At 71.8% G+C, this 21,159-nt stretch carries 23 protein-coding genes and 2 pseudogenes; 13 read left to right on the top strand and 12 right to left on the bottom strand.

Annotated features, from left to right (window positions below):
• Positions 1 to 165 precede the first annotated feature (165 nt).
• From DC432_RS08360 to DC432_RS16900, 3 genes are all read left to right on the top strand, one after another.
• Complete coding sequence (locus DC432_RS08360) at positions 166 to 1,620, top strand: amino acid permease (RefSeq protein ID WP_116537461.1); 1,455 nt, start codon at positions 166 to 168, stop codon at positions 1,618 to 1,620.
• A 109-nt stretch (positions 1,621 to 1,729) separates the two neighbouring features.
• Entirely contained in the window at positions 1,730 to 3,040 is a 1,311-nt protein-coding gene (locus DC432_RS08355) for a flavin monoamine oxidase family protein (protein ID WP_116537460.1), read from the top strand.
• On the top strand, positions 3,003 to 3,134 hold the full coding sequence (locus DC432_RS16900; RefSeq protein ID WP_243393075.1) for an FAD-dependent oxidoreductase: 132 nt from the start codon (positions 3,003 to 3,005) through the stop codon (positions 3,132 to 3,134). Before DC432_RS08355 ends, DC432_RS16900 begins: the two co-directional genes overlap by 38 nt.
• 3 nt (positions 3,135 to 3,137) lie before the next feature.
• On the opposite strand, the gene DC432_RS08345 is transcribed toward DC432_RS16900, so the two are convergent.
• Together DC432_RS08345 and DC432_RS08340 are read right to left on the bottom strand one after the other, a co-directional pair.
• A complete protein-coding gene (locus DC432_RS08345) occupies positions 3,138 to 3,998 on the bottom strand; it encodes a sulfurtransferase (RefSeq protein WP_116537458.1) in 861 nt (286 codons plus the stop codon).
• Between the two features lie 16 nt (positions 3,999 to 4,014).
• Positions 4,015 to 4,527, bottom strand: coding sequence for a DUF4188 domain-containing protein (locus DC432_RS08340; protein ID WP_116537457.1), 513 nt, complete (start codon positions 4,525 to 4,527; stop codon positions 4,015 to 4,017).
• 69 nt (positions 4,528 to 4,596) lie between these two features.
• Here DC432_RS08340 and DC432_RS08335 point away from each other — a divergent pair, with 69 nt between their 5' ends.
• Positions 4,597 to 5,211, top strand: a complete 615-nt coding sequence (locus tag DC432_RS08335) for a MerR family transcriptional regulator (RefSeq protein WP_116537456.1) — start codon at positions 4,597 to 4,599, stop codon at positions 5,209 to 5,211.
• On the opposite strand, the pseudogene DC432_RS08330 reads toward DC432_RS08335, so the two are convergent.
• Positions 5,208 to 5,497, bottom strand: a pseudogene (locus DC432_RS08330) (DUF4287 domain-containing protein). The gene DC432_RS08335 and the pseudogene DC432_RS08330 overlap by 4 nt on opposite strands.
• A 69-nt stretch (positions 5,498 to 5,566) precedes the next feature.
• On the opposite strand from DC432_RS08330, the gene DC432_RS08325 reads away from it, so the two are divergent.
• Positions 5,567 to 6,022, top strand: a complete 456-nt coding sequence (locus DC432_RS08325) for a GNAT family N-acetyltransferase (RefSeq protein ID WP_116537455.1) — start codon at positions 5,567 to 5,569, stop codon at positions 6,020 to 6,022.
• Between the two features lie 18 nt (positions 6,023 to 6,040).
• Here the strand turns inward: DC432_RS08325 and DC432_RS08320 are convergent, their stop codons facing one another.
• The 4 genes from DC432_RS08320 to DC432_RS08305 form a co-directional block, all read right to left on the bottom strand.
• Positions 6,041 to 6,262, bottom strand: coding sequence for a hypothetical protein (locus DC432_RS08320; protein ID WP_116537454.1), 222 nt, complete (start codon positions 6,260 to 6,262; stop codon positions 6,041 to 6,043).
• A 34-nt stretch (positions 6,263 to 6,296) separates the two neighbouring features.
• Entirely contained in the window at positions 6,297 to 6,710 is a 414-nt protein-coding gene (locus DC432_RS08315; RefSeq protein ID WP_116537453.1) for a VOC family protein, read from the bottom strand.
• Positions 6,711 to 6,769: 59 nt separating this feature from the next.
• On the bottom strand, positions 6,770 to 7,759 hold the full coding sequence (locus DC432_RS08310) for a DNA-3-methyladenine glycosylase family protein (RefSeq protein WP_116537452.1): 990 nt from the start codon (positions 7,757 to 7,759) through the stop codon (positions 6,770 to 6,772).
• A 77-nt stretch (positions 7,760 to 7,836) separates the two neighbouring features.
• Positions 7,837 to 8,595: a winged helix-turn-helix domain-containing protein gene (locus DC432_RS08305; protein WP_116537451.1), complete on the bottom strand. Its 759-nt coding sequence runs from the start codon at positions 8,593 to 8,595 to the stop codon at positions 7,837 to 7,839.
• Between the two features lie 434 nt (positions 8,596 to 9,029).
• Between DC432_RS08305 and DC432_RS08300 the strand changes: the two genes are divergently transcribed.
• The 7 genes and pseudogenes from DC432_RS08300 to DC432_RS16925 all read left to right on the top strand — a co-directional run bounded on the left by DC432_RS08300 (position 9,030) and on the right by DC432_RS16925 (position 16,390).
• The gene (locus DC432_RS08300; RefSeq protein WP_116537450.1) at positions 9,030 to 9,329 is read left to right on the top strand and encodes a GNAT family N-acetyltransferase; all 300 of its coding nucleotides are present in this window, start codon (positions 9,030 to 9,032) and stop codon (positions 9,327 to 9,329) included.
• A gap of 106 nt (positions 9,330 to 9,435) precedes the next feature.
• A complete protein-coding gene (locus DC432_RS08295; RefSeq protein WP_116537449.1) occupies positions 9,436 to 9,645 on the top strand; it encodes a hypothetical protein in 210 nt (69 codons plus the stop codon).
• Position 9,646: 1 nt separating this feature from the next.
• Entirely contained in the window at positions 9,647 to 9,964 is a 318-nt protein-coding gene (locus DC432_RS08290) for a hypothetical protein (RefSeq protein WP_116537448.1), read from the top strand.
• A 114-nt stretch (positions 9,965 to 10,078) separates the two neighbouring features.
• Positions 10,079 to 11,233 (top strand): exonuclease SbcCD subunit D, encoded by a 1,155-nt coding sequence (locus DC432_RS08285; RefSeq protein WP_116537447.1) that lies wholly within the window; start codon positions 10,079 to 10,081, stop codon positions 11,231 to 11,233.
• Entirely contained in the window at positions 11,230 to 14,433 is a 3,204-nt protein-coding gene (locus DC432_RS08280) for an AAA family ATPase (protein ID WP_116537446.1), read from the top strand. Before DC432_RS08285 ends, DC432_RS08280 begins: the two co-directional genes overlap by 4 nt.
• Before the next feature lie 86 nt (positions 14,434 to 14,519).
• A complete protein-coding gene (locus DC432_RS08275; RefSeq protein ID WP_108319620.1) occupies positions 14,520 to 14,702 on the top strand; it encodes a hypothetical protein in 183 nt (60 codons plus the stop codon).
• 182 nt (positions 14,703 to 14,884) lie between these two features.
• Positions 14,885 to 16,390 (top strand): annotated as a pseudogene (locus tag DC432_RS16925) (MFS transporter).
• A 33-nt stretch (positions 16,391 to 16,423) separates the two neighbouring features.
• Here the strand turns inward: DC432_RS16925 and DC432_RS08265 are convergent.
• The 4 genes from DC432_RS08265 to DC432_RS08255 all read right to left on the bottom strand — a co-directional run bounded on the left by DC432_RS08265 (position 16,424) and on the right by DC432_RS08255 (position 18,449).
• Positions 16,424 to 16,981 carry a nucleoside phosphorylase gene (locus tag DC432_RS08265; protein WP_108319618.1) on the bottom strand — a complete coding sequence of 186 codons (558 nt, stop codon included), beginning with the start codon at positions 16,979 to 16,981 and terminating at the stop codon, positions 16,424 to 16,426.
• A gap of 55 nt (positions 16,982 to 17,036) precedes the next feature.
• A complete protein-coding gene (locus DC432_RS08260; protein ID WP_116537445.1) occupies positions 17,037 to 17,981 on the bottom strand; it encodes an aldo/keto reductase in 945 nt (314 codons plus the stop codon).
• Between the two features lie 142 nt (positions 17,982 to 18,123).
• On the bottom strand, positions 18,124 to 18,255 hold the full coding sequence (locus tag DC432_RS16850) for a hypothetical protein (protein ID WP_258222764.1): 132 nt from the start codon (positions 18,253 to 18,255) through the stop codon (positions 18,124 to 18,126).
• Positions 18,252 to 18,449 (bottom strand): hypothetical protein, encoded by a 198-nt coding sequence (locus tag DC432_RS08255; protein ID WP_108319614.1) that lies wholly within the window; start codon positions 18,447 to 18,449, stop codon positions 18,252 to 18,254. The genes DC432_RS16850 and DC432_RS08255 overlap by 4 nt, the downstream gene beginning before the upstream one ends.
• Before the next feature lie 102 nt (positions 18,450 to 18,551).
• Between DC432_RS08255 and DC432_RS08250 the strand changes: the two genes are divergently transcribed.
• Complete coding sequence (locus tag DC432_RS08250; protein ID WP_116537478.1) at positions 18,552 to 19,049, top strand: DUF427 domain-containing protein; 498 nt, start codon at positions 18,552 to 18,554, stop codon at positions 19,047 to 19,049.
• A gap of 21 nt (positions 19,050 to 19,070) precedes the next feature.
• On the opposite strand, the gene DC432_RS08245 is transcribed toward DC432_RS08250, so the two are convergent.
• Positions 19,071 to 21,131: an NAD(+) synthase gene (locus DC432_RS08245; RefSeq protein ID WP_116537444.1), complete on the bottom strand. Its 2,061-nt coding sequence runs from the start codon at positions 21,129 to 21,131 to the stop codon at positions 19,071 to 19,073.
• Between the last annotated feature and the right edge of the window lie 28 nt (positions 21,132 to 21,159).

The raw sequence follows: 21,159 nt of genomic DNA, 5'->3' as shown, positions 1-21,159 counted from the left end.
CCTCTCGCGCCGGTTCGGCCCGGCACCTCACCCGAGGTGAGCGTGCGCGTCACCCGGCTCGATCAGCGTAGTGAGCGCATCGACCCGGCCGTCATGAACTACTGTGACCTGCGTCGCCCGGACGCCTCTTCGGCTCCGGGCTCGATCACGATTGCGAGTCTCCCCATGAGTCGTCCCACCGATTCGTCCGTCGACGTCCCCGCGAGCGAGGGCGGCCCCCGCCGCCTGCGCCGTGCCATGGAGGCGCGACACCTGGTGATGATCGCCCTGGGCGGCGTCATCGGGTCGGGATTGTTCCTCAGCTCGGGGTACACGATCAACCAGGCGGGACCGCTGGGCGCCGTGCTGGCGTACCTGCTGGGCGCGTTCGTCGTGTGGCTCGTCATGGTGTGCCTCGGAGAACTCGCGGTGGTCTATCCCGTCTCGGGATCCATCCACATCTACGCCGCGCGCACGATGGGGCCGGCGACCGGTTTCGCCACCGCCTGGTTGTACTGGTTGTGCTGGGTGGTCGCCCTCGGTTCGGAGTTCACGGCATCCGGCATCCTCATGCAGCGATGGTTCCCGACCGTCGACGTCTGGGTGTGGTGCATCGTGTTCGCGGGTGTGCTGTTCACCCTCAATGCGATCTCGGCGCGCGTCTTCGGCGAGACCGAGTTCTGGTTCGCCCTCATCAAGGTCGTCGCGATCGTGGCGCTCATCGTGCTCGGGACGATGGCGATCTTCGGTTTCACGCCGCTGTCGTCCGAGCCTCACGCGGCGGTCGGCCTGAGCAACTTCGTCACCTCGGACGGCCTGCTCCCGGCCGGCCTGGGCGGTGTGCTCATCACCTCGCTCGCGGTGTTCTACGCCTTCAGCGGCGCCGAGCTGGTCGGGGTGGCCGCGGGTGAGACGAAGGACCCGGCCCGCAACATTCCGCGCGCGCTGCGCTCCACGGTGCTGCGTCTGCTGGTGCTCTTCGTGGGCTCGATCATCGTCATCGCGGCCCTGCTGCCCTACGAGCAGGCGGGGCTGTCGTCGAGCCCGTTCGTCGATGTCTTCGAGTACGTCGGCGTGCCCTACGCCGCCGACATCATGAACTTCGTCGTGATCACCGCGCTCCTCTCCGTCGGCAACAGCGGCCTCTATTCGTGCGCCCGGATGCTGTTCTCGCTCGCCGAGGAGGGATACGCGCCGAAGGCGTTCACGCGCCTCACGCGCCGCGGCATCCCGATGATCGCTCTGCTGGTGAGCCTGGCGATCGGTCTGGTCTCGCTGATCTCGAGCGTCGTCGCCGCCGAGACGGTGTACCTCGTGCTGGTGTCGATCGCCGGTTTTGCCGCCGTCGCGGTGTGGATGTCGATCGTCGCGGCGCAGTTCTTCCACCGGCGCGCGTACGTCCGCGACGGGGGCGACCCCGCGGCCCTCGCCTTCCGCACCCCGTTCTACCCCCTCGTGCCGATCCTGGCGTTCGTGCTGCTGACGGCGTCGATCGTGGCGATCGCGTTCGATCCCAATCAGGCGCCGGCGCTGTACTTCGGCATCCCGTTCGTGGGCCTGTGCTACCTGTTCTTCTGGCTGCGGTACGGGCGCAAGGGCATCACCCCGGTGCGACGCGACGAAGAGGCGCCCCTCGCCTGACGGCTGTACACCGCGGCCAGTCCCGCTCGTCGCGCGCTCCAGATCGGTGGATGCCGCGCACCCCGCGCTCGCGTTAGCGTCGCACAACCACGAGCACGCGGGAGCAGACATGAGCACGCCCGACACCCCCGGCACCGACACCCCCGGCACCGCCGACGACAGCACCGCCGGCACCGCCGATCGCGCCGCCGCCGCCCGCGCCGACACGATCGTCGTCGGAGCCGGGGTCGCGGGACTCGCCGCCGCGCGACTGATCGCCCGCGCGGGTCGACGCGTGATCGTGCTCGAGGCCCGCGACCGCGTCGGCGGACGTGTCTTCACCGACCGCACGGGCGGTCACATCACGGACCGCGGCGCGTCGTGGATCCACGGCATCGACGACAGCCCGGTCGCCGCGGCGGCGCGCGCCTTCGGTATGCCGATGGTGGAGTTCACCGTCGGCGGGTATCAGCCGGACTCCCGTCCCCTGACGTACTTCGACGCCACGGGCGAGCGGCTCGACGAGGCCGCGGTCCGCGGCTACGCCGACGACATCCGCACGGTCAACGCCGCGCTCGTCGACGTGATCGCGCGATCGGGGCCCGACGCCACGTACGGCGAAGTCGTCGAACAGGTCCTCGCCGAGCAGGGGTGGGATGCCGAACGCGCCGAACGGGTGCGCGAGTACAACGACCGCCGCGCCCAGGAGCAGTACGGCATCGGCATGGACGGCCTGGGAGCCCACGGCCTCGACGACGACACGGTCAACGGCGACGAGGTCGTCTTCCCGAACGGGTACGACGAGCTCGCCACCCGCTTCGCCGAGGGCCTCGACGTGCGGCGCGAGCACCGGGTCACCCGCGTCCGTCGGACCTCGGGCGGCGTCGAGGTCGACACGGACCGGGGCGTCTTCGCCGCCGCCGACGTCGTGGTCACGGTCCCCGTCGGCGTCCTGCACGCCGGCGACGTGGTCTTCGAGCCGGCTCTGCCCGAGACGCACAGCCGGGCGCTGAGCCTGTTGCGCATGAACGCGTTCGAGAAGGTCGTGCTGCGCTTCGCGGAACGGTTCTGGGATGCCGGGGTCTACGGCATCCGTCAGCTCGGCGACGAGGGCGAGTGGTGGCACTCCTGGTACGACCTCGGCCGCCTGCACGACGAGCCGGCCCTGCTGACCTTCGCCGCTGGACCCGCCGCCGTGGCCACGCGCACCTGGAGCGACGACGAGATCGTGGCATCCACCCTCGCGCAACTGCGCCGGCTGTACGGCGACGCGGTGCCCGCCCCCACGAGCGCCGTCGTGACGCGCTGGCAGGACGACCCGTTCTCGCGCGGCTCCTACGCATACATGCTGCCGGGGGTCGGTCGGCGCAGACCACGACGACCTCGCCGAGCCCATCGACGGCGTGCTGCACCTCGCGGGCGAGGCGACCTGGGGCGATGACCCCGCGACCGTCCCGGGGGCGATGCTGTCGGGCCATCGGGCCGCGCAGAACGTGCTGGGCCGAGAGATCCCGGTCGGCGATCTCTGGGCCTGAGCCTCAGCGCGGGTCGGGGCCGGTCGCCGCGGGAAGGTCGGGGTGGTTCGACCACTGACTCCACGAACCCGCGAAGACACGGGGCTCGAAACCGGCGAGGGTGAGCGCGACCGCCTGGTGCGCCGCGGTCACGCCCGAGCCGCAGTAGACGCCCACGTCCATCCCGTCCTCGGCGCCGAGCAGGCGGAAGCGCGCGCGCAGCTCGTCGGGCGAGCGGAAGCGACCGTCCTCGTCCACGTTCTCGGTGGTCGGTGCGCTCACCGCGCCGGGGATGTGACCCGCGCGCGGGTCGACGGGTTCGACCTCGCCTCGGTAGCGCTCACCGGCGCGGGCGTCGAGCAGCAGTCCCGACTCGGCGAACCCCGCGACGGCGTCGAGTTCGAGCGCGGGCAGCGACCCGTAGGTCAGCTCGACCGAGCCGGGTGCGGGGGTCTCGGCATCCCCGTGCTCGAGGGTGAATCCCGCGTCGGTCCAGGCCCGCAGCGACCCGTCGAGCAGCCGGACGTCGGCCACCCCGGCATGACGCAGCAGCCACCAGGCCCGGGCGCTCGAGAGGTTCTTCAGGTCGTCGTAGACGACGACCGTGTCCCCGGGGTCGATGCCCCAGCGGCGGGCGGCGGATCGCAGCGTCTCGATCGGGGGGAGGGGATGCCGTCCCTCGGCCGGTGCGCCGTGGGCGGCGAGGTCGTGGTCGAGGTCGACGTACTGCGCGCCGGGGATGTGTCCCGCGCGATACGCGGGCAGGCCGTCGGGACGGTCGAGCCGCCACCGCACGTCGAGCACGCGGACGGGTCCGCCGTCGGCGAAGGCCCCGTCGTCGAGGGCGGTGCGCAGGGCGGCTGCGGAGACGAGGATCTCGGTCATGGTCCCAGTCTGGCGGTCATGCGGCCGTCGGGGGAGCGGGCTCGGATCCCCGCGTGGAGCCGTCGGCGACCCGCGCGCGGGCGCGATCGTGGCGCGAGGCGATCGGGACGATCTCAGTGGCGCGGGGCAGGCCCATCGCCGGGGTGCCGACGTAGATCGATTCGGCACGGTCGACGAGGTACGTCTCGTGCCAGATGCCGACCGCCTTCGGCGCCGTGCGGGCGCGACGGTTGAAGCGCGTCCAGGCGGGGCGGTGCTCCTGGTCGGGAGCGGCGGCGTAGGCGTACAGCTTGTCGAGCGAGGACCAGTACTGCACGAGGTACGGTCCGCGGGCTCCCACGAGCATCGTGTAGCCGAGTAGGCCGGAGTCGCCGTCCATGCTCAGCTCGCGCAGCATCTTGGGCATGTCGCCGAAGACCGGCATCCACAGGTCGGGACGCCACCACTGGTTGACGGTCATGCCGATGTGGAACACGACGAGTTCGCCGTTCCAGCGGTGGGTCATGCGGCCCGGAATGAGGGATGCCATGGCACGTCCTTTCTCGATAGTGACACTATCCAGTGTTGGATAGTATCGCTATCGAGTCAAGGGGGAGACGTGCGGATCTCGGAACTGTCCATGCGCAGCGGCGTCCCCGTCGCCACCATCAAGTACTACCTGCGCGAGAAACTGCTCCCCGAAGGCCAGCGGTCCTCACCCACGCAGGCCGCGTACACCGAGGCGCACGTGCAACGCCTCGGTGTCATCCGGGCGCTCGTCGACGCGGGAGTCGGCATCGCCGGGGTGCGCAAGGTCGTCGGCGTCCTCGAGGAGCCCCCCGAGAACCCCTACGACCTGCTGGGCGCCGCCAACGCAGCCGTCACCCCCGAGGTCTCGGCGGACATCGACCTCACCGCCGCCCAGGCGATCCTCGAGCGGATGGGCGGGGCCCCCGACGCCTGCGCCCCCGATCAGATCGCCGCTGTCGCGCACGCACTCGCCGCCCTCGACCGCGCCGGGTTCGTCGTCCCCGACGACGTCATGGACGCCTACGTGGAACACCTCGGCGCCCTCGCCGAGGCCGAGCTCGCCGCCACCCCGCAGACCTCGATCGAGGATGCCGTCCGATACGTCGTCCTCGGAACCGCCCTGGTCGAACCCCTCATCCTGGCGCTCCGTCGGGTCGGCGAGCAGGTCGCCGCCTCGCGCCGGTTCGGCACCCTTCCGGACTAAGCGTGGGGGTTCGACGCGGCGCCGTCGAGCCACAGCTCGTCACTGCGATCGCCGTGTGCGCCTCCGCGGCCCACATGGGCGTCGCTGATCTTCGGCCCCTTCGTGATGACGTGGACGAGTGCCATTCCATGGCCGCGACCCAGGTCGTAGTCGTCCTTCAGCCACTGCAGGATCGGTGTCGCCTTGGTGCCCGGGCCGAAGCCGCGCTGTCCGGCGAGTTCGACGAGCTGGCGCGGCGTAAGCCCGTCTTGGTCTCGATGGCGTCGAGATAAGCCTGAAACGACATGTCCCGAGGCTAGCGCCGCGCCACGGGGAGGCACCAGGGCGAACCGGCGGGCGGGGTAGCGTCGGAGGGGTGACCGTCACCGTCCATCGAGCGCCCGTGTCCGGCATCCCACCCCTGACGCTCTACCGCATCCTGTGGCTGCGCGTCACGGTGTTCGTCGTCGAGCAGCAGGCCGCCTACCCCGAGATCGACGGACGCGACATCGAACCCGACGCCGAGCTGATGTGGGCCGGTGACGGAGACGACGTCCTGGCCACTCTGCGCCTGCTGCGCGAGCCCGCGAACACGCGCATCGGCCGTGTCGCCACCGCGGCTGCGGCCCGGGGCCGCGGCATCGCCGCCGACCTCATGCGTTCCGCCGTCGCGTACCTGGATGCCGAGGCCCCCGGCCTGCCGATCCTGCTCGACGCGCAGCAGCATCTCGCCGAATGGTACGGACGGTTCGGTTTCGTCGTGTCCGGCGACGCGTTCGCCGAGGACGGCATCCCGCACGTGCCCATGCGCCGCGAGGCACCCGGGCGCTGACCGAGCCGCTGCGGCGACCTAGAGCTGGATGCCGTTGTCGGGATCGTTCACGCCGACGTTCCGGCCTCGGCTCGACTCGTAGGCGATGAGCCATCCCACCGACACCGCCGCGGCGATGACCAGTCCCAGCCAGACGTTCTGCCAGACGAGTCCGAACAGGATGCCGAGCCCCAGCAGCAGCAGACTGCCCAGCACCCAGTACGTGCGGCCGCGCGGCCAGCCGGTCCCCGTCTGCGTCATGCGCCCAGCCTAGGCGGCCGACCCCGCGGGACCGTCACTCGGCTTCGCCGACGGCCACCATCCAGGCCACCCCGAAGCGGTCGACGAGCGTGCCGTACAACCCACCCCACGGCGGAACCCCGACCGGCATCTCGATCCGGCCACCCTCACCGAGCGCCTCGAACCAGCCGCGCAGCTCGGCCTCTTCGTCCCCGGTGAGGGCGAGCGAGAACCCGCCCGCGGGCGCCAGCTCCATGGCCGAGGGGGTGTCCGACGCCATCAAGAGGAACCCGCGCGCGGTCCGCAGGCGCGCGTGCATGACCAGACCTCCCTCGCCCTCGCCCACCGGCATCCCGAAGTCGTCGAAGGTGGCGATGTCCAGGTCGCCGCCGAACACGGAATGGTAGAACTCCATCGCCTCGCGTGTGGAGGAACGGAACTGCAGGTACGTCACGAGCGCCGTGGTCATGACGAAAGTGTGCACCCGCCGCGCTCCGCTGTCACCACCCCCAGCCAACGGTCGTCGCGTCAGCGATCGCGATGATCCTCGGGGTGAAGGCGAGGGCCGCGACGGGGTTCGAGCGCCGAGCCCGCGTAGATCAGGCGGATGACGCGCTGCCGGTGGCCGGCGAAGGGCTCGAGCAGTTCGAGCATGCCGTCGTCGTCGGTGCGGTGGCCGGTCAGCGCGAAACCGACCTGATGGGCGAGGTGGTAGTCGCCGACGCTCACGGCATCCAGATCTCCGAAGGCGCGGATGCGCGTCTCGGCGCTCGTCCAGATGCCGACGCCGCGCAGGCCGATGAAGACCCGGTCGCGGGCCTCGCCGTCGACGGCGGCCTCGGCGGCGCGCACGACGCTCTCGCCGCGGCGCGCGGTCTCGACGATCGTGCGCGACTGGGGAGGCTCGAGTCCTGCGCGGTGCCACGCCCAGGACGGCACGTGGCGCCATCCGTCGATGCTCGGCGGGGCGAACATCGGTCGCGGCGTGGGACCGGGGGCCCGCTCGCCGTACCAGGTGACGATGCTGCGCCAGACCGAGAAGGCCTGCATGCTCGTGACCTTCTGCTCCATGATCGCGCTGACGAGGGCGTCGAACACGAGATCGGTGCGGCCGATCCGCAGGTCGGGGTGACGGCGGTGCCATTCGGCGACCGAGGGATGCCGCGTCGCGTCGAATCCGTCGGGGTCGTCGTGCGCGCCGCACAGCGCCGGGACCTGCGCGAGCGCCCATTCGGCACCGGGCCCCCAGGCGGCGGCGCGCACGGATCCGCCCGCGCTACGGCGCAGCGCGAGCGTCGCGATGCCGAGCGGGGTGCGGCTCACCCGCCACACAATCCCGCCGGTCGAGAGGGGCGTCGTCGCGTGATAGGTCGGGTCGTTCGCCCCGTGCCGCTGGGCGGCGATCGCCCGACCGACGTCGGTGGGAACGCGAGGGCGGTACTCGCTCTCGAGCGGTCGGTCGACGCGGGCGACGAGGTCGCGCGACGACTGCCGCGCGCGAACCCCGGTCGATCTCATGCCGACACCTTACGTCGACCCGCCGACATCGCGGCATCCGGGGCCGAGGCCGCGCGATCCGCCGCGGCGGAAGCCGTTCAGAACCGGTCGGGCGAGGGCGTGCCGTGGCCGTAGCGGATCGAGACGTCCGCGTGACGGTCGAAGCGGTAGCCCACGCCGCGTACGGTGCGGACGATGTCCTCGTACACCCCGAGCTTGGCGCGCAGGCGACGCACGTGCACGTCGATCGTCCGCTCGCCGGGAGCCTCGTCGTCGGTCGCACCCTCCCACAGGGAGGCGACGAGCTCGGTGCGCTCGATCGTGCGGCCCTCGCGCAGCACGAGGTACTGCAGCAGCTCGAACTCCTTGAAGGTGAACGCGGCGGACTCTCCGTCGATCAGGACGCGCTTGCGCGAGATGTCGACGACGACGCCGCCGGGGGCGCGGTCCTCTTCGACGGGCTCGTCCTTGGTGCGGGCCACCGCGGAGGGCTCGTGCAGGGCGAGGCGGACGACGTCGACGTCGCGCCCCCCGGAGCCGACGGGAGCGAGGGCGACGGTGGCGTAGGTCTCGGCGGCGGGGGCCAGCTCGCCGAGCGTGCGGCGCAGGGCCTCGACAAGGGTGCCCAGGCTCACGCCCGCGGCGGCGGCCTTCGCCTCGTCGATCCCGACGTAGAGCGCGAAGCCGCGGGGAGCGGTGGGGGAGGCCGCTCGGGCGGGCTCGGGAGCGGGGGTTGCCGCGGCGGCGGCGGGGGCGGCGCTCGCGGGGCGTCGGGCGGGGACGGCGAGGCGGGGAGCGGGCGACGACGCGGCGGCGGAAGCGGTCTGGGGGCGGTCGAGAACGGCGGAGAGCGACATGAGGAGAAGTCCTTCAGTGGTGAACCCTGGCGTCATCCGAGAGCGGGTTCGACGGGAGGTGAGGGCCGAAAGGCCGGTGAGCGGCGCCGGAGTACGCGTGATCGACGCGGACCGCTGGCGACCGGGGGACGGCGTCGGCGTTCAGAAGCACGAGGTCGTCCGGCGAGGAGTCGCGGTTAGCGGCACATTCGACAACACATCACCGCGCGGCCGGGCATCATCATGCCGGCAGTCCCGTTCGCCTCCCGGGCGGACAGAGAACGCGCAGTGACAGTCATGGGGGTGATTATGACCGAGGCCTGCGCCATCCGTCAAATCCGCGACGTCGCCGTTCGGACCGCGCATTCTGCGGAGCGGCGGAGCTCGTCTGGGGGAGAGGCCGTGCACTCTGCGCGATCGGCCCGGGGCGCGCGCCAGCGGCGTACGCTCTCGGCATGTCCGATCTGCTGTTCGCCGACGACAAGGCGGCATCCCGTTTCACCCTCCATCGAGGGGACGACCTGGTCTCGGTCCTCGACTATCGCGATGACGGGCGCACCATCGCCCTCACCCGGGCGTTCACGATCCCGACCTTCCGCGGTCACGGCTACGCCGCGGTCGTCACGGAACGAGCCGTGGATGCCATCGAGGCCGACGGTCAGCGCGAGATCCTGCCGGTCTGCTGGTACGTGGGCGAGTGGTTCGAGGCGCACCCGGAGCGGGCCGGCCTGCTGCACCAGCGCCCCTCGGCCTGACCCGCGGGGGTCGCTCGCCTCGTCGTAGGCGTGCCGCGCGCGGGGCGTCAACCCCTGCCCCTCCCGACCGACGCGCGACCAAGCTGGAGACCTCGAAAGGGGACTCATGAACGACGAACGCGATCTGCCCGAAGGCGTCATCGACGCCGACCCGCCCGGCGGGTGGGAGAGCGGTTCCGTCTCCGATAGTGAGACGGCCGAACGCAACGAGAGCGCGAAGGGGTCGTCCCGGTTGAACGACGCCTCGCCCTCGGACCCCATCGAAGGCGATGCCGCCAGCCAGGGCATCGACCCCGACCTGAGTACGGAGGACTGACATGGCGCACGACACCCGCGCACCCGAACCCGGCACCGGACCCGACGGCGGCGCCGGCGCCGCTGACTCCGTCGGCGGCGCCGTGCACCACGACCGCAAGGCCGGGGGCCCCGGCGAGCAGTCGGAGCCGCGCATGGACACCCACCCGACCGACGACGAGGCGCGCATCCAGGGCGTCGTCGTCCAGACCCGTGCCGATGTCGGCGACAAGAGCCCGGAGCGCATCGCCGACGTCCTGCGTCAGCGCTTCAACGAGATCGGTCTCGAACTCGGCGACGACCGCATTCGCGCGCTCGCGGCCGAGGTCGCCGGCGCCTGATCCCACCCTCGAACGCCCCGCTCCGGTCATCCGGGCGGGGCGTTCGGGTGCGCGGCGAGCCAGCCCGGGCGTTTGCTGCGAGCCGATGTCGGAGGCTCGACGTACCGTGTCTGCATGCGCATCCTGCACACCTCCGACTGGCACATCGGGCGCACCTTCCACGGGCATCCGACGCTCGACGCCCTGACCTCGGTCCTCGACGCGCTCGTCGAGCAGGTGCGCACGGCCCGTGTCGATCTCGTGATCGTCGCGGGTGACGTCTTCGACTCCGCGGCGCCGTCGGCCGCGTGCTATCCCGTGCTGTCGCGCACTCTGGGCGCTCTGGTCGACGCGGGCGCGCGCGTCATCGTCACGAGCGGCAACCACGATTCCGCCGCACGACTCGGCTTCCAATCCGGGCTGCTGCGGCCCGAGATCACCGTGCTCACCGACCCGGCCGCGGTCGGTACCCCCGTCACGGTGTCCGACGAGCACGGACCCGTCCACGTCTACGGCATCCCGTATCTCGAGCCGGCGATCGTCCGTCACCTCTGGCAGGGCGTCGAGCTGCGCTCCCAGGCGCAGACCATGACGCACGCCCTCGACCTGGTGCGGGCCGACCTCGCCGCCCGCGGCGGACGTTCCGTCGTCGCCGCCCACTGCTTCGCCGCGGGGGTCGAGGCGACGCCCGGCGTCGAGCGCGAGATCCGCCAGGGCGGGCTCGACGTCGTCCCGCTGTCGGCTTTCGACGGGCCCGATTACGTCGCCCTCGGCCACATCCACGGGCGGCAGCAGCTGTCCGAGCGGGTCCGCTACGCCGGTGCGCCGTTGCACTACAGCTTCGGCGAGGGCGACAAGCCCCGCGGCTCGTGGCTGATCGATCTCGACGCCTCGGGTCTGCGATCGGTGGAGTGGATGCCGTTGCCCGTCCCGCGACCCCTCGTCACCCTGCGCGGTCCGCTCGACGATCTGCTCGCGGACGAACGGTTCGACGGCCACGGCGAGCACTGGGTGCGCGCGGAGTACACCGACCCCACGCCGCAGCCCGACCCGATGCGGCGGCTGCAGGAACGCTTCCCGTGGTGCGCGACGGTGGTCCACCTGCCCGCCGGCACCCGTGCGGACGACGCAGAGGGGTACGCGCGGCGCGTGCGCGCGGCCCGCGATGACGCCGAGGTGATCGACGCCTTCCTCTCCCACGTGCGCGAGGGCGAGGGCGCGTCGGACGCGGAACGGTCCCTCATCCGCGAGGTGCTCGACGCCCACCGGGTCAGCGAGGCGCACGCATGAAGCTCCACCGTCTCGAACTCGAGGGGTTCGGGCCCTTCCTCGACCCGCAGACCGTCGACTTCGACGCCTTCGCCGACGACGGCATCTTCCTGATCACCGGCCGCACCGGCGCGGGCAAATCGAGTGTCCTCGACGGTGTCTGCTACGCGTTGTTCGGGGGTGTGCCGCGGTACGACGGAGCGGAGCGGCGGCTGCGCAGCGACCACTGCGGCCCCGACGACCCCACCCGGGTGACGCTCGAGTTCAGTGCCGAGGGAGAGCGCTGGCGCGTCACGCGCTCGCCGGAGTTCGAGCGTCCCAAGCGTCGTGGCGGCGGCACGACCAAAGAGCCCCACCGCGCCCTGCTCGAGGTGCGCGCCCCCGAGGGCTGGACGGGAGTGGCGGCGCGACCCGTCGACGTCGCCGCTCGTCTCGACGAGGTGCTGGGTCTGACGCAGCAGCAATTCCTCCAGGTCATCCTCCTCGCGCAGAACCGCTTCGCGCGATTCCTGCTCGCCAAGAACGACGAGCGGTTGGCGCTGCTGCGCACGCTCTTCGGCACGAAGTCGTTCGAGCAGTACGCGAGCGAGCTGGACGATCGGCGTAAGCGCGCGCGGGAGCGCCTGGCCGCCGAGGGGGTCGAGGTGGCCACCCTGCTCGACGAGGCCGAACGCCTGGCGGTCGAGATCGAGGCGGCGCCGTCGGCGACCCCGGACGAGGACGACCGCGGTGCGGGTGCGGGTGCTGGTGCGGGTACGGGTGCTGCTGGTGCCGGTGCCGGTGCTGGTGCCGGTGCGGGCGAGCCGGCGCGTCAGACCGGCGTCCGAGAGAGGCTTTCGCGCATCGTGCGCGTGGTGGAGCGCGCGGACTACCGCGTCGACACCCTGTCCCGCGAACGGATCGCGAGCGACCGCCGGCTCGACGACGCGCTCGCGGCCGAGCGCGAGGCGGCCGCCCTGCGCGACCGGCAGATCGAGCGCCTTCGGGTGCGCGACGCCCTCGGCGTCCTCGACGCCGACGCCCCGCGCATCGACGGACTCCGCTCCGAGGCGGAACGGGCCGGACGCGCCGAGGCCCTCCGCGCCGAGATCGACGCCGTCGAGGCGGCGCGCCGGGCCCGCGAGGGGGCCGAAGACCGCCGAGCGACGGCGCGGGAGCGCTGGCTGCGCGTCGACGGCGTCGATGCCCATGTCTCGGAACAGGAGCCCTTCACCGACAATCCCGCCGACGTCGCGCGAACCGCCGACGAATCCGCGCGCGATCGCCGCATCGACGAGCCGGCGCTGGCTCGCCTCGACGACGATCCGGCGCTGGCTCGCCGCGACGACGAACTGACGGCTCGACTCGACCGCGGCGAGGCGGCGCTCGCCGCCGAGGCCGAAGCCGCGACCCTTCGCGAAGAGGTCTGCCGCCTGTCCGCGCGCGACGACGAGCTCGGTCGAGAACACCTCTCGCTGACGTCCGGACGCGACGACCTCCCCGCATTGCTGGCGGAGCTGGACGAACGTCTCGAGCAGCTCGCGGGCGCGGCGAGCCGGCACGAGGCGGCGGTGGCCTCCCGAGACGACGTCCGCCATCGGCTCGAGGCGGCGACAGAGGCCGCGCGGCTCCTCGAACGGCGCGAGCAGGCCGATCTGGCCGCGCTCGTCCGCTCCGACGACCTGCAGCGTTCGATCGAGGCGTGGACGACGCTGTTGCGTCGGCGGCTGGCCGGTGCGGCCGTCGAACTGGCCCACGGGCTCGTCGACGGACAGCCCTGCGCGGTCTGCGGAGCCCGATCGCATCCGCATCCCGCATCGGGCGACGACGAGCCGGTGTCCGACGACGAGATCTCCGCCGCCGAAGACCGCAAGAACGCCGCGGCCGAAGCGGACCGCCTCGCGTCCGACGCGGCGCGCGTCGCGCGCGACGCCCACGCCCTCGCGGCCGCCCGTGCCGGCGGCGAGGGTGTCGAGACGCTGGCGGCGCGGCTCCGCGTCGCCGAAGACGGGGTCGCCGACGCGCTGGCGCAGATCGACGAGCACGAACGGCTGCGCGGCGAACGCGCGGCCGCCGCCGAACTCGGCGACCGGATCGCTCGACGACTCGCGGCCGTCGCCGACGAACGGGCGTCCGTGCGCCAGGAGCTCGCCCTCGCGCGCCAACGCCTGCAGGGTCTGGATGCCACGCTCGACGCCGCGCGCGGGGCCTTCGCCACGGTGGGCGAGAGCCAGCGCGACCTGCGCGACCGGCGCGACGCCGTGCGTGAGCTCCGGGTCGCCCTCGCCGCAGTCGAGGCCGCCGACGGTGCGCTCTCGACCGCGGTCGATGCGTTGACCGACGCGGTCGAAGCCAGTGCCTTCGCCGACGTCGAGGCCGTCGCCGCGGCGCTGCGTCCCGCGGGCCGCCGTCGCGAGCTCGACACGACCATCGCCGAGTACGACGCACGGGTGACCGCAACCCGACAGCAGCTGCTCGAGCTCGAGCTGCAGCTCGTCGATGCCGCCGACGAACCCGTCGACCTCGCGCCCTTCGTCGCGGCGGTGGCGGCCGCGCGCGACGACGTCCGCGACGCCGCGGCGCAGCACGCCGACGCGCTCGGGGCGGCGCGACGACTGCGGCAGCTGGCCGAGCGCGCCGACACCGCGCACGCGGCTACGGCCGCCCTCGCCGACGCGCACGCGGTGGTCGCACGGCTGGCCGACACCGTGTCGGGGAGAGCCCCGAACACCCGTCGCATGACGCTCGAGACGTTCGTCCTGGCCGCCGAGCTCGAAGAGATCGTCGCCGCGGCGAACCTCCGCCTCGAGCAGATGTCGTCCGGGCGCTACCGCCTGCAGCACACCGACGCGCTCGCGGCGCGCGGCGCATCCAGCGGGCTGGGTCTCGAGATCATGGACGCTTACACGGGTCAGTGTCGACCGCCCCAATCGCTGTCCGGGGGCGAGACCTTCCTCACCTCGCTGGCGCTGGCTCTCGGTCTGGCCGAGGTCGTCACCGCGCGGGCGGGCGGCATCCGTCTCGACACCCTGTTCATCGACGAGGGCTTCGGCTCGCTCGACGACGACACCCTCGACCTGGCCATGCGCACGCTCGACGAGCTGCGACAGGGCGGGCGGACCGTGGGCGTGATCAGCCACGTCGCCGCGATGAAGGACCAGCTTCCGGCGCAGTTGCACGTCACCGCGACCCCGCGCGGTCCCAGCATCATCCGTCAGGGGGTCGTGTCGGTCGCCCGGTGAGCTCCGTGCCCGTGACCCGACGGACGAGGGCCGCCCGCCGATACCACGTCGGTGCGCACCCCCACCGGCGCACCTAGGCTGGACGCATGCGCAAGAGCACCCTCTGGACCATCCTCGGCGTCGTCGTCGCGGTGATCATCGCGTGGTTCCTGGTGAACATCCTGTTCTCGCTCATCGCGTTCGCGTTCCGCCTGCTGGCGGTCGCGGTCATCGCCGTGATCGTGTTCTTCGTGCTCCGCGCCGTCTTCGCCCGGCGCGACGTCGACTGACCGCACACGAACACGCACCCGCCACCCGTGCCTCGCACACGGTACCCCGCCGGGGACCGCACGATCTCGGAGCGGGCCACGTGTCAGGCCGTCGCACCGCACCCCGCTGCCGCGGGTAGCGTCCGAGCGCGGCGGCGCAAGCCCGCGTCCGGTGTCCGCGGCCCGGAGTAGCGTGCCACGCGATGCCTGATCAGTCTTCCGACGCCACCGCGGAGTCCGCACACCCGGTCACACGCGACATCGACCTGTCTCCCCGGCACCGGTGGCGCGCGTACTGGGTGGCCGTCGCCGTCGCCGCCCTGACCATCCTCGACCTGACCAAGGTCAACGTCGCCCTGCCCTCGATCGAGGCGGCCCTGAACGCCGGCCCCACCGAACTGCAGCTCGTTGTCACGGGGTACATCCTCACCTTCGGTCTGGTCCTCGTCCCGGCGGGGCGCCTCGGCGACCTGCGCTCGCGCCGGGTGCTCTTCCTCGTGGGGCTGTCGCTCTTCCTCGTCACGAGCCTCGCCTGCGCGCTCGCCCCGAACACCACCGTGCTGCTGGTGGCCCGGTTGCTGCAGGGGGTGGCAGCCGGCATCCAGATGCCGCAGGTGCTCGGTCTCGTGCAGCAGCTCTTCCAGGGCAAGGAACGGGGGCGGGCTTTCGGGCTGTTCGGCGCGACGATCGGTATCGCCACCGCCTTCGGCCCCACTCTCGGCGGACTGCTCATCGCCCTGGGCGGTGACACCGACGGCTGGCGGTTGATCTTCTGAATCAACATCCCGCTCGTCGCCGTCGTGATCGCCCTGGCGGCCTGGCTGCTGCCCGACACCCGCACGAAGTCCCATCGACGGCTCGACCTCGACCCTGTGGGGGTCATCCTTTTCGCCCTGACGATCCTGGCGCTGATGTGGCCGTTCCTGTTCACCACCGGCAGCCCGGACGACAACCCGAACCGATGGTGGTTGCTCGTCGCCAGCGTCGTCTTCGCGGCCGTGTTCGTGTTCTGGGAGCGTCGCTACGCCGAACGCGGTCGCATGCCGCTGATGCCGTTCTCGATCTTCTCGCTCTCGTCGTATCGCAACGGCGTGCTCATCTCGACCGCCTACTTCTCGGCGGTGCCCGCGATGTTCTTGCTCGGCACGCTGTACCTGCAGGGTGGACTCGGCCTCGAGCCGGTGTTCGCCGGGATGGTGACGATCGGTTTCGCGGTGGCTTCGGCCTGGAGTTCCTGGATCGGCGGAAACCTCGTCACGCGGCTGGGACGGCCCCTGGTGGTGTGGGGCATCGTCGGCATGGTCTTCACCGCGGGCGGGCTCGTGCTCGTGGCCCTGTTCACCGCGCCCGAGTGGACGCCGTGGGCCATGGCGGCGGTCATGGTCGTCGGCGGGTTCGCCGGCGGGCTCGTCATCTCGCCCAATCAGACGCTTACGCTGGCCGACATCCCCGTCCGCAGCGGTGGGGTCGCCGGCTCGGTCGGACAGCTCGGGCAGCGCATCGGCACGGCCGTGGGCACGGCGATCGCGCTCGCGCTGTTCTACGCGACCGTGTACCGCGAGCAGGGGGCGGTCGACGACCAGGTCGTCCTGTTCCACGACGCGTACGCCTCGGGCATGATCACGGTCGGCGTCTTCCTCGGGTTGGCCCTCATCGTGGGGGTCGCCGACCTCGCCGGTCGTGCGCGCTCCGGATCGCAAACCCCCTGAACGGAGAGCCCGATATCGAGCGGATGCCGCGTCTCAGACGCCGTAGCGCGTCCGGAACTCCGCCCGCAGCTCATGGCTGCACCGCTCGACGACGTCGTCCCAGAGCTCGGTCGCGCCGTCCTGGGCGCGGTCGGACACGGCGCGCAGGATGCGGATCGGCACGTCGAACTGCTGGGCCACCCAGATCAGGGCGTAGGACTCCATGTCCACCAGGCGCGCCCCGAGTCCACGGATGAGGCGGACCGTCTCGGCGTCATCGACGAAGTGGTCGCCGGTGGCGATGATCAGGCCGTCGTGCCCGGTCTCGACTCGCGTCGGGAGCGACACGTGCGCGCCGAAGGTCCCCTCGAGGTCCTTCACGTCGTGCTGGATGGCGCCGGCGATGTCATAGATACCGCCCTCGACCTCGTCGTCGATGGCTCCGGCCGTGCCCACGACCACGATCTCCTCGTAGTCGCCGGTCGCCAGCGCACGGGTGAGGGCCGAGGCGGCGGGGATCTTGCCGACGCCCGTCAACAGACGCTCGAAGCCGGGGATCTCGGCTTCGAAGGCGATGAGTTCGGACGCATGGGCGGCGACGAGGAGCTTCACTCCTCCATTGTCGCCGGTTCGGTCGGGCCCGCGTGCGCCGCGGGCCCGACCGACGTCACGCCTGCGCGGCTTCCGAGACGCGCGAGAGATGGGCGATCTCGTCGGCGCCGAGCTCCAGACGCGCCCCGGCGAGCAGATCGCCGACCTGCTCCACCTTCGATGCGCTGGCGATCGGCGCCGCCACCGTCGGCTGCGCGCGCAGCCACGCGAGCGAGGTCGCGGCGATCGAGGCTCCGTGGGCATCGCCCACCTCTTCGAGGGCGTCGATGAGCGCGAGGCCGGCGGGGGTGGCCAGCTTCGCGGCCCCTTCGGCGCGGGGGGAGTCGCCGGTGGCATCCGTCGTCCGATATTTTCCGGTGAGGAAGCCGCTGGCCAGCGCGTAATACGGCACGAGCGACATGCCGTACTGCTCGGCGACCGGGACGATGTCGGCCTCGACCTCGGTGCGGTGCACGAGGTTGTAGTGCGGCTGCACGGCGACGGGCAGGTCGGCTCCCGCGGCCTCGGCGAGCGAGATCCACTCGCGGATGCGCGCCGCGGTGTAGTTCGATACCGCGACGTAGCGCACGAGGCCGTCGGTCACGAGGTCGGCGAAGGCCGCCACGGTTTCTTCGAGCGGCGTTTCGGCGTCGTCGAAGTGGGCGTAGTACAGGTCGATGCTGTCGACGCCGAGGCGTCGCAACGAGGCCTCGGCCGCGGCCCGCACGTTCCGCCCCGACAGACCGCGGAAGTCGGGATGCGTGCTCACCTTGGTGGCGACGACGACGTTCTCGGGCTTGCGCGACGCCAGCCACTCGCCGATGAGCGTTTCGCTCTCGCCGCCCGAGTTACCCGGTGCCCAGGCGCTGTACCCGTCGGCCGTGTCGATGAAATCGCCCCCACCGGCGTGGAAGGCGTCGAGGACCGCGAAGGAGGTGTCGCGGTCGGCCGTCCAGCCGAAGACGTTCCCGCCGAGCGAGAGGGGGAGGATGTCGAGGTCGCTGCGTCCGATGCGCGTCATGATGGCCTTCCTGAAGAGGTTCGGTGACCTTCAGAACAACGGGCCGCGCGCGAGCGCATTCCCGCGCCACGCCGCGGTGCACACGTCCGGGCCCGACCGGGCGCCGACGGGTCTCCTCGTCGGGGATGTCGCGGTGGCGGACTCAGCTCCCGCCGGACAGGATGCCGATCAGCCCGCTGATCAGCAGCCACAGCCCGACGCCGGCCCCGGCGACCCAGATGGCGATCGTCCCGGGCGGGTACTTCTTCTTGCCGCCGTCCCCGGGCGCGCTCACGAGCGCACCATCATCACGATCGAGACGATGAGCACGGCGAGACCTCCGGTGATGGCGATGGCGGCGATGATGGGGCCTCCGCCGGCCGCGAAGGCCGTGACACCCAGGGCGAGGAACAGCGCGGCGAGCACGATGCCGCCGACCTGGTACACGCGGTATCGCTGACTCGTGGTCGATGTCTTCTGCTCGTTCACACTGCCCCCTTCCGCACCAGGCTACCCAAAAGAGCGCGGCGCCCCGATCCGCTGTGGACGACGGCGACCCCCGACCCCTCCGAGCGGGCGTAGCGTATGCGCATGGCGCGCCCCGTTCCCGATCCCGTCCGCCCCGGCCAGGAGTCCGTCTGGGACTACCCGCGCCCTCCGCGCGTGGAGCGCGTCGACAAGAGGGTGCAGATCGACTTCGGCGGGCGACGCATCGTCGACACCGACGACGTCGTCCGGGTGCTCGAGACGAGCCACCCGCCCGTCTACTACCTGCCGATCGCCGCATTCGGTGAGGCGCTGACGCGGGGGGAGGGAGCGTCGTTCTGCGAGTTCAAGGGCGGCGCGCGCTACTTCGACGTGCACGGGGGCGGGGGAGCAGTGGCCCCTCGCGCGGCGTGGAACTACCCGCACCCGATGCCCGGCTACGAGACGTTGTTCGACCGGGTCGCCGTGTACGCGGGCCCGATGGACAGGGTGGTCCTGGCGGGAGAGACCGTCGTACCACAGCCGGGCGGCTTCTACGGCGGATGGGTCACGGCCGATCTCGCCGGCCCCTTCAAGGGCGTCCCGGGCTCGATGGGCTGGTGACCGCCGTCCGGCCGCGGCGGGTCAGTCGCGGTCGAAGGCGTGCGGAACCGCCGCGTGCAGCTCGTCGAGCCACACGCGGGCGTTGCCGTCCGACGGGGCGCGCCAGTCTCCGCGCGGTGAGAGCGAGCCCGCGGGCGAGACCTTCGGACCGTTGGGGATCGCTGTGCGCTTGAACTGCGCGAACCCGAAGAATCGCTGCAGGAACACCTCGAGCCATCGGGCGACCGTGACGAGGTCGTAGGAGGGGCGTTCACCCTCGGGGTAGCCCGGGGGCCAGGTTCCGGCATCCGGATCACTCCAGGCGTGCGCCGCGAGGAAGGCGATCTTGGACGGCCGGAAACCGAAGCGCATCACGTGGTGCAGCGTGAAGTCGTGCAGGTTGTAGGGGCCGATGCGGTCTTCGGTGGACTGCATGCGGCCGTCCTGGCCCGCCGGCACCAGTTCGGGGCTGATCTCGGTGTCGAGCACGTCGCGCAGGACGGCGATGGTGTCCGCGCTCAGTTCTCCGGCCGAGATGACCCACCGGATCACGTGTTGGATGAGGGTCTTGGGGATGCCGGGATTCACCGAGTAGTGGCTCATCTGGTCGCCGACGCCGTACGTCGACCACCCGAGGGCGATCTCGGACAGGTCGCCCGTGCCGATGACGATGCCGCCGTGCATGTTCGCCAGGCGGAACAGGTAGTCCGTGCGCAGGCCCGCCTGCACGTTCTCGAAGGTCACGTCGTGCACGGGCTCGCCGGCGGCGAACGGGTGCCCCATGCGCGAGAGCATCTCGGTCGCCGCGGGCCGGATGTCGATCTCTTCGATCGTCGCGCCGATGGCCGTGGCCAGGGCGATGGCGTTGTTCTTGGTCTTCGCGCTCGTGGCGAAGCCGGGCAGCGTGTAGGCCAGGATGTCGCTGCGCGGACGCCCCATGCAGTCCATCGCGCGGGCGATGACGAGCAGCGCGTGGGTGGAATCCAGTCCGCCGCTGACCCCGAGCACGGGTCGCGGCCCGCCGATCGCGCGCAGGCGCTGCACCAGACCGGACACCTGGATGTTGAAGGCCTCGTAGCAGTCCTGCGCGAGACGGGCGGGATCGTCGGGGACGAACGGGAAGCGGTCGAGGGCGCGACGAAGGCCGATGTCGCCCGCGGGGGGTGCGAGCTCGAACGAGATCGTGCGGAAGGCCGGGTTGATCGTCCGACGGTTGTCGTCGAAGGTTCCCTGGCGCAGGCGGTCCTGGCGCAGGCGGTCGAGGTCGACGTCGGCGACGCTGCGGCGCGGACCGTCCGGGAACCGCTCGGTGGTGGCGAGCAGCTGTCCGCCCTCGTGGATCATGGTCTGGCCGTCCCACGACACGTCGTTGGTCGACTCGCCCTGACCGGCGGCGGCGTAGACGTAGGCGGCGAGGCACCGCAGGGACTGCGACTGCGACAGCAGGGCGCGGTCGTCGGCGCGACCGATGGTGATGGGGCTTCCCGACAGGTTGGCCAGCACCGTCGCGCCCGCCAGCGCGGCGCTCGACGACGGCGGGATCGGCACCCACACGTCTTCGCACACCTCGGCGTGCAGGGTGAGGCCGGGGACGTCGACCGCGTCGAACAGCAGGTCCGGCCCGAAGGGCACCGTCTCGCCCGCGACGGTGATGTGCCGACCGACCTGGTCGTCACCGCGCGCGTACCAGCGGCTCTCGTAGAACTCCCGGTAGGTGGGCAGGTAGGACTTGGGGGCGACGCCCAGCACGCGCCCGCGGTGGATCACCACGGCGCAGTTGAACAGGCGGTTGTCGTTGCGCAGCGGCGCACCGACGAGCAGGACCGGGAGCAGATCGACGGATGCCGCGATCAGACGTCGCAGGGCGCTCTCGACCGCGTCGAGCACGGGGTCCTGCATCACGAGGTCGTCGATGGCGTATCCGGTCAGGCAGAGCTCGGGGAAGACGGCGACGGCGACGCCCTCCGCGTCGCAGGCCCGAGCCGACTCGAGGACGGCGTCGGCGTTGGAGGCGGGGTCGGCCACCGCCACGGGGATGGTGCACGCGGCCACCCGCGCGAACCCGTGCCGGTAGACGCTTTCGAACGGCAGGTCGGTGCTCACCCGTCCAGTCTGTCAGCAGCGCCCGACA

The organism is Microbacterium testaceum, from assembly GCF_003075375.1.
Classification (GTDB): domain Bacteria; phylum Actinomycetota; class Actinomycetes; order Actinomycetales; family Microbacteriaceae; genus Microbacterium; species Microbacterium testaceum_E.
Note: the sequence above shows the minus strand (reverse complement) of the source record. Positions and strands in the feature narration are given on the sequence as shown.

What these genes read in the sequence shown, in the direction of transcription:
- DC432_RS08360 (WP_116537461.1), top strand. Translation starts at nt 166, where the DNA reads ATGAGTCGTCCCACCGATTCGTCCGTCGACGTCCCCGCGAGCGAGGGC.
- DC432_RS08355 (WP_116537460.1), top strand. Translation starts at nt 1,730, where the DNA reads ATGAGCACGCCCGACACCCCCGGCACCGACACCCCCGGCACCGCCGAC.
- DC432_RS08345 (WP_116537458.1), bottom strand. Translation starts at nt 3,998, where the DNA reads ATGACCGAGATCCTCGTCTCCGCAGCCGCCCTGCGCACCGCCCTCGAC.
- DC432_RS08340 (WP_116537457.1), bottom strand. Translation starts at nt 4,527, where the DNA reads ATGGCATCCCTCATTCCGGGCCGCATGACCCACCGCTGGAACGGCGAA.
- DC432_RS08320 (WP_116537454.1), bottom strand. Translation starts at nt 6,262, where the DNA reads ATGACGCAGACGGGGACCGGCTGGCCGCGCGGCCGCACGTACTGGGTG.
- DC432_RS08315 (WP_116537453.1), bottom strand. Translation starts at nt 6,710, where the DNA reads ATGACCACGGCGCTCGTGACGTACCTGCAGTTCCGTTCCTCCACACGC.
- DC432_RS08310 (WP_116537452.1), bottom strand. Translation starts at nt 7,759, where the DNA reads ATGAGATCGACCGGGGTTCGCGCGCGGCAGTCGTCGCGCGACCTCGTC.
- DC432_RS08305 (WP_116537451.1), bottom strand. Translation starts at nt 8,595, where the DNA reads ATGTCGCTCTCCGCCGTTCTCGACCGCCCCCAGACCGCTTCCGCCGCC.
- DC432_RS08300 (WP_116537450.1), top strand. Translation starts at nt 9,030, where the DNA reads ATGTCCGATCTGCTGTTCGCCGACGACAAGGCGGCATCCCGTTTCACC.
- DC432_RS08295 (WP_116537449.1), top strand. Translation starts at nt 9,436, where the DNA reads ATGAACGACGAACGCGATCTGCCCGAAGGCGTCATCGACGCCGACCCG.
- DC432_RS08290 (WP_116537448.1), top strand. Translation starts at nt 9,647, where the DNA reads ATGGCGCACGACACCCGCGCACCCGAACCCGGCACCGGACCCGACGGC.
- DC432_RS08285 (WP_116537447.1), top strand. Translation starts at nt 10,079, where the DNA reads ATGCGCATCCTGCACACCTCCGACTGGCACATCGGGCGCACCTTCCAC.
- DC432_RS08280 (WP_116537446.1), top strand. Translation starts at nt 11,230, where the DNA reads ATGAAGCTCCACCGTCTCGAACTCGAGGGGTTCGGGCCCTTCCTCGAC.
- DC432_RS08275 (WP_108319620.1), top strand. Translation starts at nt 14,520, where the DNA reads ATGCGCAAGAGCACCCTCTGGACCATCCTCGGCGTCGTCGTCGCGGTG.
- DC432_RS08260 (WP_116537445.1), bottom strand. Translation starts at nt 17,981, where the DNA reads ATGACGCGCATCGGACGCAGCGACCTCGACATCCTCCCCCTCTCGCTC.
- DC432_RS08250 (WP_116537478.1), top strand. Translation starts at nt 18,552, where the DNA reads ATGGCGCGCCCCGTTCCCGATCCCGTCCGCCCCGGCCAGGAGTCCGTC.